General features: G+C 71.1%; 11 protein-coding genes. 4 read left to right on the top strand and 7 right to left on the bottom strand.

Features of this window, described 5'->3' with window-relative positions; genetic code table 11:
- Window positions 1–22: 22 nt before the first annotated feature.
- The 5 genes from ACWIHY_RS14155 to ACWIHY_RS14175 all read right to left on the bottom strand — a co-directional run bounded on the left by ACWIHY_RS14155 (window position 23) and on the right by ACWIHY_RS14175 (window position 5710).
- Window positions 23–1522, bottom strand: a complete 1500-nt coding sequence (locus ACWIHY_RS14155) for a SulP family inorganic anion transporter (RefSeq protein ID WP_454376049.1) — start codon at window positions 1520–1522, stop codon at window positions 23–25.
- Between the two features lie 8 nt (window positions 1523–1530).
- Complete coding sequence (locus ACWIHY_RS14160) at window positions 1531–2139, bottom strand: carbonic anhydrase (protein WP_454375915.1); 609 nt, start codon at window positions 2137–2139, stop codon at window positions 1531–1533.
- Window positions 2140–2251: 112 nt separating this feature from the next.
- The gene (locus ACWIHY_RS14165; protein ID WP_454375916.1) at window positions 2252–2635 is read right to left on the bottom strand and encodes a hypothetical protein; all 384 of its coding nucleotides are present in this window, start codon (window positions 2633–2635) and stop codon (window positions 2252–2254) included.
- 251 nt (window positions 2636–2886) lie between these two features.
- Complete coding sequence (locus ACWIHY_RS14170) at window positions 2887–4848, bottom strand: flavin monoamine oxidase family protein (RefSeq protein ID WP_454375917.1); 1962 nt, start codon at window positions 4846–4848, stop codon at window positions 2887–2889.
- Between the two features lie 70 nt (window positions 4849–4918).
- The gene (locus ACWIHY_RS14175) at window positions 4919–5710 is read right to left on the bottom strand and encodes a metal-dependent hydrolase (RefSeq protein WP_454375918.1); all 792 of its coding nucleotides are present in this window, start codon (window positions 5708–5710) and stop codon (window positions 4919–4921) included.
- 122 nt (window positions 5711–5832) lie between these two features.
- Here ACWIHY_RS14175 and ACWIHY_RS14180 point away from each other — a divergent pair, with 122 nt between their 5' ends.
- The 3 genes from ACWIHY_RS14180 to ACWIHY_RS14190 all read left to right on the top strand — a co-directional run bounded on the left by ACWIHY_RS14180 (window position 5833) and on the right by ACWIHY_RS14190 (window position 9824).
- Entirely contained in the window at window positions 5833–8346 is a 2514-nt protein-coding gene (locus tag ACWIHY_RS14180) for a DEAD/DEAH box helicase (RefSeq protein ID WP_454375919.1), read from the top strand.
- Window positions 8347–8393: 47 nt separating this feature from the next.
- Complete coding sequence (locus ACWIHY_RS14185) at window positions 8394–9272, top strand: acyl-CoA thioesterase (RefSeq protein WP_454375920.1); 879 nt, start codon at window positions 8394–8396, stop codon at window positions 9270–9272.
- Between the two features lie 99 nt (window positions 9273–9371).
- Window positions 9372–9824 carry a VOC family protein gene (locus ACWIHY_RS14190; protein WP_454375921.1) on the top strand — a complete coding sequence of 151 codons (453 nt, stop codon included), beginning with the start codon at window positions 9372–9374 and terminating at the stop codon, window positions 9822–9824.
- A gap of 66 nt (window positions 9825–9890) precedes the next feature.
- Here ACWIHY_RS14190 and ACWIHY_RS14195 read toward each other — a convergent pair whose 3' ends face one another.
- Window positions 9891–11144, bottom strand: a complete 1254-nt coding sequence (locus ACWIHY_RS14195; RefSeq protein ID WP_454375922.1) for an amidohydrolase family protein — start codon at window positions 11142–11144, stop codon at window positions 9891–9893.
- A 187-nt stretch (window positions 11145–11331) separates the two neighbouring features.
- On the opposite strand from ACWIHY_RS14195, the gene ACWIHY_RS14200 reads away from it, so the two are divergent.
- The gene (locus ACWIHY_RS14200) at window positions 11332–11823 is read left to right on the top strand and encodes a glutathione peroxidase (RefSeq protein ID WP_454375923.1); all 492 of its coding nucleotides are present in this window, start codon (window positions 11332–11334) and stop codon (window positions 11821–11823) included.
- Window positions 11824–11889: 66 nt separating this feature from the next.
- On the opposite strand, the gene ACWIHY_RS14205 is transcribed toward ACWIHY_RS14200, so the two are convergent.
- Window positions 11890–13116, bottom strand: coding sequence for an acyl-CoA dehydrogenase family protein (locus ACWIHY_RS14205; RefSeq protein WP_454375924.1), 1227 nt, complete (start codon window positions 13114–13116; stop codon window positions 11890–11892).
- Window positions 13117–13268: the final 152 nt, after the last annotated feature.

Here is a 13268-nt window from a genome sequence, read left to right on the forward strand (position 1 = left end):
ACGCCGGTCGGCGGGGCAGGTGTCAGGCCGCCACGCGTACGGGTTTCACCCCCGTCTCGTCGTGGCGGTCCGCCCACCCCGTCAGCGCCGCGCCGCACGCGTGGTCCACATGGCGCAGGCCCGTGAGGTCGAGCTCGATCGGCCGGTCGCGGGGCAGCGCCTCCAGCTCGTCGAGGAGTTTCGGCAGTCGCAGGAATGTGGCGTTGCCCAGCACCCGGACGCGCACCGGCCCGTGCTCGCCCTGCTCGGCGCCGGAGACCTCGACGTGGACGTGGGAGGTCTCCCACGCCGTCTTCGCGACCGCCAGCAGCAGGCCGATCAGTACGCCTTCGAACATGTTGGTCACCACGATCGCGAGCGCCGTGGCGGCCAGCACCACGGCCTCGCCCCGGTGCTCCCGCCACAGCGGGGCGAGCTCCTTCACCGGGAGCAGCTTCCAGCCCGCGTGCACCAGGACACCGGCCAGCGCCGCCACCGGAATCACCCCGAGGGCCGCCGGGAACGCCGCGGCGAAGACGAGCAGCCACACGCCGTGCAGTACCCGGGACGCCTTGGTGCGCGCCCCGGCGTGAAGGTTGGCGGAGCTCCGTACGATCACGGCCGTCATCGGCAGCGCGCCGAGCATCCCGCACACCGTGTTGCCCGCCCCCTGCGCCACGAGCTCCTTGTCGTAGTCGGTCCTCGGCCCGTCGTGCAGCCGGTCCACCGCGGCCGCGCTGAACAGGCTCTCGGCCGAGGCGATCAGGGTGAAGGCGATCACCGTGCCCAGCAGGCCGACATCGGTGAGCCGCGCGAAGTCGGCGGCACCCGGCGGCTGTACGGCGCCGAGCAGTCCCTTCACCTCGACCCGCGCGACCGGCGGGTCGAAGATCACCGCCACCGCGGTCGCCAGTGCGACGGCCGCGAGCGGGGCGGGCAACACGCGCGCGGCAGCCGGAATCCTCGGCCACAGCACCAGCACCGCGACTGTGCCGACGCCGATGCCCAGCGCGGCGAGGGCGGGCCCGGACCCGAAGGTGCCGGCGGCGAGACCCGGCAGGCCGCCGATCTTCGCGAGCCCGCCGGCGGGCGCCTCGGCGTCGGCCAGCGCGTACAGCTGACCGGCGATCAGCACCAGGCCGATGCCCGCGAGCATGCCCTGCACCACCGCGATGGAGATCGCCCGGAACCAGCGGCCCAGCCGCAGGGCGCCCATCGCGAGTTGCAGTACCCCGGCGCCCAGCACGAGCGCGCCGAGTGCGCTGATCCCGTACGCCTGCACGGCTTCGTACACGAGCACTGTCATCCCGGCCGCCGGGCCGCTGACCTGGAGGGTGCTGCCGGGCAGCAGCCCGGTGACGAGGCCGCCGACGATCCCGGTGACGAGCCCGAGCTCGGCGGGCACACCGGAGGCGACGGCCACTCCGACGCACAGCGGCACCGCCACCAGGAAGACGACGAGCGAGGCGGTGAAGTCGGCACGGAGATCGCCGGAGCGGCGCTGTCCGAAGAGCTTCGCGACGGTACGGGTCAGTGGGTTCACGCCGGCGCTCACAGCGGGAGGAAGGCGTCGACGGCGGGCCGGTGGGCGAGGACCAGGCCGGTGTCCACGGCGTAGAACCAGCCGTGCAGCCGCAGTTGCCCGGCGGCCAGCCGCTCCGCCACGCAGGGGTAGGCGCGCAGCCGCTCCACCTGCTCGCGGACGTTGCGCCGGACGGCCGCCGCCACCTCCGTGTCGGCGTCCGCGCCCAGTTCGGCCAGGTCGTCCGGCAGTTGGCTGTGCAGCCATCCGGCGACCGCCGGCACGTCGCGCAGGTCATCCCCGCGCACCCGTGCGCCGACGGCCCCGCAGTGGGAGTGGCCGCACACCACGATGTCGGGGACCCGCAACACACTCACCGCGTACTCGATGGTCGCGGCCTCGCCGCTGGGCCGGTCCGGGCAGTAGCCGGGTACGGCGTTGCCCGCCGTACGCAGCTCGAACAGTTCGCCGGGACGGGCTCCGGTGATCAGGGATGGAACGACGCGGGAGTCCGAGCAGGTGATGAAGAGCGCCTGCGGGGACTGGCCGGCCGCCAGCCGTCCGAACCACTCGCGCTGCTCGTCGCGCGCCGCTATGCGTTCGCCCAGGGAGCGGGCATGGTCGATGAAGGTCTGCATGGGGGGATCGCCTCCAGGAGCGATTGCAGTGCCGTGATGACTTATCGGTACGTCATGCGGAAACCGGTCCGTACGGCTCAGCGCGTACAGGACATCGGTCCGTACGGCCGTGTCAGCAGCGGAAGACCTGGAGGGCGACGGAGAAGTCCCCGGATCTCGACGGGGCGTGGCAGTGCGGTGCGCCGTCGGCGGGGGCCGCGTGCCGTGGAAGCGCCGCGGGCGGGGAGGACAGTGCGCAGACCGCGCGGGCCGCCGTCTGAGGGGCACCGGTCTCCGGGCGGTGCGCGCGGCGGGCCTGGCCCGGGTGCGTGTCGGCGTCAGGGAGGGCAGGGGAACAGGACCCCTGCGCGACCACCGGTTCGGCGTCGGGTTCGGCAACAGCCGCGGACCCGGTGGCGGGCGGCCCGGCGACCGCCTTGTCGGCCGCGGCCATCAGGGAGAGCAGTGCGAACACCGCCAGCAGCAGCGCCTTGGCGGCTGCGGTGATGCGCCGCACGATCCCCCCTGACGTCGTATTGAAGGTCGCCACCATTGTGTGCAGTTGGAGATACCGGACCGCAACTCGGCGATTTACGGCCCGGTTAACTTTCCGCGTACGGAACGCAGTGCAACGCGGCGCGTGGCACGGAGCGGACCTCCCGGGCAGGGACCAGCATACCCGTTATTGAATATGGTTTTCACAAGCCCCGGCCGCACCCCCGAAGGGCCGGGCGCGCCCGCGCCCGGCCTCCGTGTGCGACGACCCGTTCAGCGGCCGCCGTTGACCTCCAGCGCGACGCGGACCGCGGACTCCAGCGCCCCCTCGATCCAGGCGGGCTTCAGCGAGGTGTGGCAGCCGGCGAAGTGCAGTGGGCCTTCCGCGGTTCCCATGTCCGGGAAGATCTCGGTGTGCTGCCCGGGCAGGAGTACGGACGCCTCCCCGTAGGCGTACGGGTCGCGCTGCCAGCTCTGGGTGCGGGCGACGCCCGTGAAGAACACCTCGAGCCGCTGCCCGTACACCTCCTGCATGCCGCGCAGCGCCAGCGCGTACCGGGCCTCGTCGTCGTAGGAGTCCCACCGCCGGGCGTCGTCGGCCCAGCTGTACGAGGCGAGTACGACACCGCCGTCGCTGCCCGGCACCGGGTGCGACGGGTTGAACATGAAGCGGTTCGGGTTGTCCGTCACCGACCCGCCGCCGATGACCTCCGCCGCCTCCGGCTGGTCGCGGGAGACCCAGCAGTGCGCCGCGTAGTGCGTGCGCTGCGCCTCCGTGAGGTAGCCGCGCGGCACGGAGGGGTGTGCGCCGAGCAGCCGTCCGTCGTCGGGGACCCGGCCCTTGCGGTAGGCGTCGTACAGCCCGGGGTCCACGGCGTTCAACTCGCGCTTCCAGTCGTCCTCGCTCAGCTCCCACCAGCGGCGGCTGAATTCGAGCAGGACCTTGGTGGCGCTGTCGTAGTGCACCTCGCACACGGCCCGGCGCTTCTCGTACGAGAGCGGGGGCGAGACCTGGACGTGCCGCAGGCCGGAGAAGGGGACGGTGACGATGGCGATGTCGCCGGAGAACCTCTCGCGGACCACCTTGCCGTCGCGCCCCTCCGAGACCGTGTGGAGCCGCACGCGCGGCCCCGGGTCGCCTTCGCCGCGGGTCTCGATGCGGGTGACGCGACGGTCGAAGCGCACGGTGTCGCGCACGTCGTCGAGGAGGGCGTCCGCGAGGACCGCGGTGCCGCCGGTCAGCTCGTAGAACTTGGTGCCCGGGCTGATCAGGGAGGCACCCATGAAGCTGTGCATGAAGGACAGCGGGAGCCGGGACGTCATGTTCTCCAGCGTGCCGATGAGGTCGATCGTGCGGGTGTCGAGTTTCGCGTGCTCGGTGAGGAAGCGGTACATCGACCAGTCGCCGAAGCGCTGGACGATCCGGGCCCACCCTTCGACCAGCTCGGGCATCGGCTTGTTGACGCGGGTGCCGTCGGGGCGGCGGGTGCTGTACTCGTCGCGGACCGGGTCCAGGGCCCGCCGGACGATCTCGGAGGCCGGGACATCGACGTATTTCCGCGGCACGCCGAAGGAACGGTTGATCGCCTGCGGATTCTTCGCGTAGTCGGCGCGCCGCGCCCTGATCCCGTTGACGCGGATCCAGGTGCGGTACGCCGGCTTCCCGTCGGGGTCGGTGTCGATGTAGTGGAAGGGCCGCCGTTCGACGCCCAGGCGGTCGATCAGTCCGATGACGAGAGGGTGGCTGCCGGGGATGCGCATGGCGCCGGCCTCGGCGTACTGCTTCGGATCGGCGAACGGCTGCTTCGCGTTCTCGTGACCGCCGGTACGGAACGTCTTGATGCGGCCGCCCGCGCGGTTCCCGTTGGCCTCGACGACGGTGACTTGGTGACCGGCCCGCTTGAGCAGGGACGCGGCGACCATGCCGGAGGGTCCGGCGCCGATCACCAGGACCTTCTTCGGCGCTCCCGCCCTCGGCAGCCCGTCGCCGAGAAGGACCTTCTCGTAGCGCGGCACCAAGGGCTTGTTGTCCTCGTCGACCACCAGCAGGGCGCGGGCGACGGCAAGGCAGGTCTGCCAGTCGGCGGTGGAACGGGGAACGGCGGGCGCCGAAGGCGCGGCAGCGGCAGCGTCCATGGGGGCTGTGGTCCCGGCGACGGTGGTGACGGCAGCGGCGGCGGCCACCGTCCCGGTACGGGCAGTGAACTGACGGCGCGTCAAATTTAAGGGTTCCATGATCTGAGGGAACCGGATCTTGGTGCGCCGGGCAGCGGGTCCGGGTCTCAATTCACCCGAACGGAAAGGGTCAGATGAAGTTGAGCGCCGCCGCGCCGCCCACTCCCCCGAGCAACATGAACGCCGGCATGAGCACCTTCAGCTCCACCCAGCTGCCGGCACGGAATCGCAGCGCCTTCGGCGGCCCGATCGGGTACCAGCGCTTGCGGCCGACCGGGATCGGCCACAGGATCGGGCAGCCGGAGACCGTGAGCGCGTCACCGATGTCGTGCACCAGCGCACCGAGCACGATCGGCAGGCCGAGCCACAGGTACTCCTGGCCGTCGCCGGTGAACAACCAGTCGGCACCGTTGCCCGGTTTGTCCAGTACGCCCGCCAGAATCCACGCGCTCGTCGCACCCAGCAGCCACACCAGGACGTCACTGGACACCCGGGCCGCCCGCCACAGCAGGCCTTCCACCGCCAGCACCAGGTGGACGAAGAGGAGGACGAGCACCGCCCAGCGGCCGCCGGTGTACGCCGCCAGCGACGCGCCGCCGCCGATCATGACCGCCCACAGCCAGGTGTGCGTGAGCGTGCGGTGGCCGCCGGACCTGCGCGGGTCGGCGGGCTTCTTGGTGGCCTTGTAGACGGAGTACGAGAGCTTGTCGACGATCTCGCACAGACCCCTGGACACGGGCCCGAAGGCGCGCGAGATCGTCGCGGACTTGTGGTCGAGGTCGGGAGCCAGGGCCGCGCCCGCGCAGATCAGCGCTCCGACGACGAGCACGGGCCAGGGCATCGAGTGTCCGGCCGCGGCCGCCGCCGCCCCCACCCCCAGCCAGGCCGCTGCTCCTGACAGTGAGTGCGCCGGTCCCATCATGGTCGTTCCCCGCCCCGTTTGCTCTTGTGGTGTGCCCCAGTTGACACGGCAGCGTATCGCTCGTGATCTTCGAACGACCGACCGGTTCCCTGTTCAGGGGGGAAGCCAGGCAAGATGGGGGCGTGACCCTTATCGATCAGATGCCCCCGACCGCCGACCCCGATGCCCTCTTCGAAGCTTTCACCTCATGGGCCGAGGGCCAGGGCATCAGTCTCTATCCCGCTCAGGAGGAGGCGCTGATCGAGGTGGTCTCCGGCGCGAATGTGATCCTGTCCACTCCCACCGGCTCCGGCAAGAGCCTGGTGGCGGCGGGCGCGCACTTCGCCGCCCTCGCCCAGGACAAGGTCACCTTCTACACCGCGCCGATCAAGGCCCTGGTCTCGGAGAAGTTCTTCGACCTGTGCAAGCTCTTCGGCACGGAGAACGTCGGCATGCTGACGGGCGACGCGTCCGTCAACGCCGACGCCCCGGTCATCGCCTGCACGGCGGAGGTGCTCGCCTCCATCGCGCTGCGCGACGGCAAGCACGCCGACATCGGCCAGGTCGTGATGGACGAGTTCCACTTCTACGCCGAGCAGGACCGCGGCTGGGCCTGGCAGATCCCGCTCCTGGAACTGCCGCAGGCGCAGTTCGTCCTCATGTCGGCGACCCTCGGCGACGTCTCGATGTTCGAGAAGGACCTGACCCGCCGCACGGGCCGTCCGACGTCCGTCGTGCGCTCCGCGACCCGGCCGGTCCCGCTGTCGTACGAGTACCGCCTCACGCCGATCACCGAGACGCTGACCGAGCTGCTGGAGACACGGCAGGCGCCGGTCTACATCGTGCACTTCACGCAGGCGGCGGCCGTCGAGCGGGCGCAGTCGCTGATGAGCATCAACATGTGCTCGCGCGAGGAGAAGGACCAGATCGCCGAGCTGATCGGCAGCTTCCGTTTCACCACGAAGTTCGGCAAGAACCTCTCGCGGTTCGTGCGGCACGGCATCGGCGTGCACCACGCGGGCATGCTGCCCAAGTACCGCAGGCTCGTGGAGAAGCTCGCGCAGGCGGGCCTGCTGAAGGTCATCTGCGGTACGGACACCCTCGGCGTCGGCGTCAACGTCCCCATCCGTACGGTGCTGTTCACCGCCCTGACGAAGTACGACGGCACGCGCGTGCGCACGCTCCGCGCCCGCGAGTTCCACCAGATCGCCGGCCGCGCGGGCCGGGCCGGCTTCGACACGGCGGGGCTGGTCGTCGCGCAGGCTCCCGAGCACGTCGTCGAGAACGAGAAGGCGCTCGCCAAGGCCGGCGACGACCCCAAGAAGCGCCGCAAGGTGGTCCGCAAGAAGGCCCCCGAGGGCTTCGTCGCCTGGTCCGAGTCGACCTTCGACAAGCTCATCGGCTCCGATCCGGAGCCGCTGACCAGCCGCTTCCGTGTCACGCACACCATGCTGCTGTCGGTCATCGCGCGCCCCGGCAATCCGTTCGCCGCGATGCGCCACCTGCTGGAGGACAACCACGAGCCGCGCAAGGCGCAGCTGCGGCACATCCGGCGGGCCATCGCCATCTTCCGCTCGCTGCTCGACGGCGGCGTGGTGGAGATGCTGGACACCCCGGAGGCCGACGGCCGTACCGTACGGCTGACCGTCGATCTGCAGCAGGACTTCGCGCTCAACCAGCCGCTGTCGACGTTCGCCCTGGCCGCGTACGAACTGCTGGACCCGGAGTCGCCTTCGTACGCCCTGGACATGGTCTCGGTGGTCGAGTCGACACTGGACGACCCGCGTCAGATCCTCGCCGCCCAGCAGAACAAGGCGCGCGGCGAGGCGGTCGGCCAGATGAAGGCGGACCGCGTCGAGTACGAGGAGCGGATGGAGCGGCTCCAGGAGATCACGTACCCGAAGCCGCTGGAAGAGCTGCTGTGGCACGGGTACAACGTCTACCGCAAGAGCCACCCGTGGGTCGGCGACCACCCGGTGTCCCCCAAGTCCGTGGTCCGCGACATGTACGAGCGGGCCATGACCTTCGCGGAGTTCACCTCGCACTACGAGCTCGCCCGCACCGAGGGCATCGTGCTGCGCTACCTCGCGGGCGCGTACAAGGCGCTTGAGCACACCATCCCGGACGACATCAAGTCCGAGGACCTGGAGGATCTGATCGCCTGGCTCGGTGAGCTGGTCCGCCAGGTCGACTCCAGCCTCCTCGACGAGTGGGAGCAGCTCGCCAACCCCGAGGTGGAGACGGCCGAGCAGGCGCAGGAGCGCGCCGACCAGGTCAAGCCGGTCACGGCCAACGCGCGGGCCTTCCGGGTACTCGTACGCAACGCCATGTTCCGCCGCGTCGAACTGGCCGCCCTGGACAACGTCCGGGAGCTGGGCGAGATGGACGGCGAGTCCGGCTGGGACGAGGACAAGTGGGGCGAGGCCATGGACGCGTACTGGGACGAGTACGAGGACCTGGGCACGGGTCCCGACGCCCGCGGTCCCAAGCTGCTGATGATCGAGGAGGACGCCGCCCACGGTCTGTGGCGCGTCCGCCAGACGTTCGCCGACCCGAACGGCGACCATGACTGGGGCATCGGCGCGGAGGTCGACCTCGCCGCCTCCGACGAGGAGGGGCGGGCGGTCGTCCGCGTCACCTCGGTCGGCCAGCTGTAGGACCCCGGCCGCGCAGGCCCCGTCGCAGAACCAAGGAGAAACGTCCCGTGACGACGAACCCCGCCGAACGGCTCGTCGATCTGCTCGACCTGGAGCAGATCGAGGTCAACATCTTCCGTGGCCGCAGCCCGCAGGAGTCCCTGCAACGCGTCTTCGGCGGCCAGGTCGCCGGCCAGGCGCTGGTCGCGGCGGGCCGTACGACCGAGGGCGACCGCCCCGTGCACTCGCTGCACGCGTACTTCCTGCGCCCCGGCCGACCGGGCGTGCCGATCGTCTACCAGGTGGAGCGCGTGCGGGACGGGCGTTCCTTCACCACCCGGCGGGTCACGGCCGTTCAGCAGGGCCGGACGATCTTCAACCTGACCGCCTCCTTCCACCAGCCGGAGGAGGCCGCGTTCGAGCACCAGCTGCCGCCGCGCCTGGAGTTCCCCGATCCCGACTCGCTGCCGCCGGTGGTGGACGAGATCCGCGAGCACCTCGGGGAGCTGCCGGAAGCGCTGGAGCGGATGGCGCGCCGCCAGCCCTTCGACATCCGGTACGTCGACCGGCTTCGCTGGACCGCCGAGGAGATCAAGGAGGCGGACCCGCGCAGCGCGGTGTGGATGCGCGCGGTCGGCCCGCTGGGCGACGACCAGCTCGTGCACACGTGCGCGCTGGCGTACGCGTCCGACATGACCCTGCTCGACGCGGTCCGGATCCCGGTGGAGCCGTTGTGGGGGCCGCGCACCTTCGACATCGCGTCGCTGGACCACGCGATGTGGTTCCACCGGCCGTTCCGGGCCGACGAATGGTTCCTGTACGACCAGGAGTCCCCCATCGCCACCGGCGCGCGGGGGCTGGCGCGTGGCCGGATCTACGACCGTGCGGGCCACTTGCTGGTGTCGGTGGTGCAGGAGGGGCTGTTTCGTCCGCTGCGCGGAGCCTGAGCGTCCTGAGCGCGACCGTCTGACCTAGGTCCTGCGGACCAGGGCATCTCCGGCCCGTGGCCGTCCCCCGCGTGGGCGGGGGGTGGAAAAATCATGGCCATGACTTCTTCCTCCTGGCCGGAACATCTCGACGTGGGGGCCGTGCGGTTCGCGCGGCCCACCGCGCGATACGACGACGTCCTCGCCTTCTACCGTGACGACCTCGGGCTGCCGGTCCTGGGGCAGTGGCGCGGTCACGAGGGTTACGACGGGGTGCTGTTCGGGCTGCCCGGCACTCCGGTGCACATGGAGATCACGCAGCACGGCGCTCCGCCCCGGATTCCGGAGCCGCATCCGGAGAACCAGCTGGTGCTGTACGTGCGGGGCGCGGCCGCGGTGGACGCGGCGGTGCGGCGGCTGTCGGAGCGGGGGCACGAGCCGGTGAAGGCGGCGAATCCGTACTGGCCGGACCGGGGCGCGGTGCTTTTCACCGACCCGGACGGCTGGCTCGTCGTGCTGGCCCCCTGGGTGTTCGGGGAGGACCCGGTCCCGGTCCCGCAGGGGCAGGCGTAGGCGGCCTCGGGCAGCGCCCCGGCGAAGGGGGCGGGACCAGGGCGGGACCGTCGGCCGGCGGGGCAGTCAGGCCGTGAGGCCATCCAGGTCCTTGAAGGTGACGCCGTCCTTCATGACGAGCAGGATGTTGGCGGGCGTGCCGAGAGCGGCGATGTCGGTCAGCGGATTGCCCCGCGCGACGACGACATCGGCCCGCTTGCCGGGTTCCAGCGTGCCGGTCTCGTGGGCCAGGCCGAGGAGTTCGGCGGCCTCACTGGTCCCGGCCAGGACCGCTCCCATCGGCGTCATCCCGCAGTCGACGAGATACTTCAGTTCCCGCAGGTTCGTGCCGTGTTCCGCGATGCCGCAGTCCGTGCCCATGGCGACGCGGACTCCGCGCCCGATGGCGTGCGGGACGTGCCGGCGGGCGACGGACTGCCAGTGCTTCTTCTTCTCGTACGCCGAGCGCGCCGCCTTCTGCGGGTCGGGGTCGGTGTTCGCGGTGGTGAGCGTCGGCACCAGGAACGTGCCGCGCTCCAGCATCAGGTCGATGGCCTCGTCGTCGATCTCGTAGCCGTGCTCGACGCTGGCGACTCCGCCGCGCACCGCGTTGAGAATGCCGCCGCGCCCCTGGGCGTGCGCGGCCACCTTCCTGCCTCCGTGGCCGGCCGCGATCTCGGTGATCGTACGGATCTCGTCCTCCAGGAAGCCCTCGTCGCCCGGCTGGTCCGTCGGGCTCCACACGCCGCCGGTGGCCGCGACCTTGACGCAGTCGGCGCCCTGGCGGAGTACCTCGCGCGCGGCCTTTCGGCAGCCGGTGATGCCATCGGCGAGCCGGCCCATGCCGGGGTCGCCGTCGCCCGTGTCGTTGGCCGCCCGGAAGTCGCCGTGACCGCCGGTGGGACTGAGCATGGCGATCGCGACCAGCAGCCGAGGCCCGACGAGCAGCCCGGACTCGACGGCCTCCCGGTGGCCGGCGTCCGCGCCGCCGAGGTCGCGGGCGGTGGTGACCCCCGCTTCGAGGGTGAGCTGCATGCGCGGCGCGGCGAGGAAGGTGCGCAGGGAGGCGGGCATCGCGGCGATCTCGGCATGGCTGAGGGCGCCACCGGGCGCCGCCATGTGCACGTGGCAGTCGATGAAGCCCGGCAGGATCGTGTTGCCGCGTACGTCGATGCGCCGGGCGGGGGCGGGCAGTGCGGGGAGGCGCAGTCCCCCAGCCGGGCCCGCCCAGCGGACGAGCCCGTCGTCGATGAGCACCGCCCCGTCCGTGACCGGCTCGCCCCCTCTGCCGTCGATGAGCAGTCCGTTGTGCAGGAGTACGGGGGTGGTGCGGCGGGTCATGGCGCGGTTCCTTCCCAGGAGGCGGTGCGGAGAGAGGGGGTGTCAGCCCCACCACACGGTGGTGCAAGCCTCGTGCCGGACGCGGAAGGCGGGGCCGTCGGCTTCGTTCCGGCCGGCCTCTGGAACAGTACGGAGCAGTGACCGACGGCCGGCAGTGTCCGGCCGCCCATAGCCATAGGAGACGGCGATGAGCCTGTACGACATCCCCCTGCGCACCCTGTCCGGCGAGCCGACCACCCTGGCGGCCTACGAGGGCAAGGCGGTGCTGGTGGTGAACGTCGCGTCCAAGTGCGGACTGACGCCCCAGTACGCCGGTCTGGAGCGGCTCCAGAAGACGTACGAGGACCGGGGCTTCACGGTGCTCGGTGTGCCGTGCAACCAGTTCGCGGGCCAGGAGCCGGGCAGCGCGGAGGAGATCGGGACCTTCTGCTCCGCGAGCTACGGCGTCACGTTCCCGCTGCTGGAGAAGATCGAGGTCAACGGTGACCACCGGCACCCGCTGTACGTCGAGCTGACCGCGGCGAAGGACGAGGCCGGCGAGGCCGGGGACGTCCAGTGGAACTTCGAGAAGTTCCTGGTCAGCGCGAAGGGTGAGGTCGTCGGCCGGTTCCGCCCGCGCGTCGAGCCGGAGGCCGCCGAGGTCGTGTCGGCCGTCGAGGCGCAGCTCCCCACCGCCTGACGGCACGCGAAGGCGCCGTCCCCACACAGGAGGGGCGGCGCCTTCGTCGTACGCGCGCGGTCGGTGCTAGCGGATCGGCATGCCCGACAGGGTCCGGGCGATGACCAGGCGCTGGATCTCGCTCGTGCCCTCGAAGATCGTGTAGATCGCGGCGTCGCGGTGCATGCGCTCCACCGGGTACTCGCGGGTGTAGCCGTTGCCGCCGAGGATCTGCACGGCCTGCGCGGTGACAGTCTTGGCCGTCTCGCTGGCGAAGAGCTTCGACATCGAGCCCTCGGCCGCGGTGAACGGCTTGCCCGCGGTCGCCATCCAGGAGGCCCGCCAGACCAGCAGCCGGGCCGCGTCGATCTGGGTGCGCATGTCGGCGAGCTGGAAGGCGACGCCCTGGTTGTCGATGATCGGGCGGCCGAACTGCTCACGGGTCTTGGCGTAGTCGAGCGCCACCTCGTACGCGGCGCGGGCGGTGCCCACCGCCATCGCGCCGACGGCCGGGCGCGACGCCTCGAAGGTGGCCATCGCCGCGTTCTTGACGCGCTCGCCGCCCTTCTGGGCGCGCTCGCGGGCCCGGGCGAGGCGCTCGTCGAGCTTGTCCTTTCCGCCGAGCAGGCAGTGGCCGGGGACGCGGACGTTCTCCAGGACGACCTCGGCGGTGTGCGAGGCGCGGATGCCGTGTTTCTTGAACTTCTGGCCCTGTGAGAGGCCCGGGGCCTGCGGCGGGACGATGAAGGAGGCGTGGCCCTTGGAGCCGAGTTCGGGGTCGACGAGGGCGACGACGACGTGGACGTTGGCTATGCCGCCGTTGGTGGCCCACGTCTTGGTGCCGTTCAGCACCCACTCGTCCTTGGCCTCGTCGTAGACGGCGCGCGTGCGCATGGCCGAGACGTCGGAGCCGGCGTCCGGCTCGGAGGAGCAGAAGGCGGCGACCTTGACGTCGTCCGCGTCGCCGTACATCTGCGGGATCCAGGTGCCGATCTGCTCCTCGGTGCCGTTGGCGAGAACGCCGACGGCGGCCAGGCCCGTACCGACGATGGACAGGCCGATGCCCGCGTCGCCCCAGAAAAGCTCCTCCATCGCCATCGGGATGCCGAGGCCCGTCGGGTCGAAGAACTGCTGCGCGTAGAAGTCGAGGGAGTAGATGCCGACCTTGGCCGCCTCCTGGATGACGGGCCAGGGGGTCTCCTCCCGCTCGTCCCATTCGGCGGCGGCCGGGCGCATCACATCGGCGGCGAACCCGTGGATCCAGTCGCGGACCTGCTTCTGGTCCTCATTGAGCTCGAGCGCGAACTCGGCCATGTCCCCTCCAGCACTGCGTTCAACAAGCACGTGTTACTTGCGGTAACAGGAGTCTGTTACCGCCAAGTAGGCGCTGTCAACCGGCGCAGTGGCCCGCGGCCAGGGTGTTACGTTTCCCAGGCGTCACGGAATCGCTTTGGGCGGGGAGACAC

The organism is Streptomyces sp. NPDC055287 (assembly GCF_053646035.1).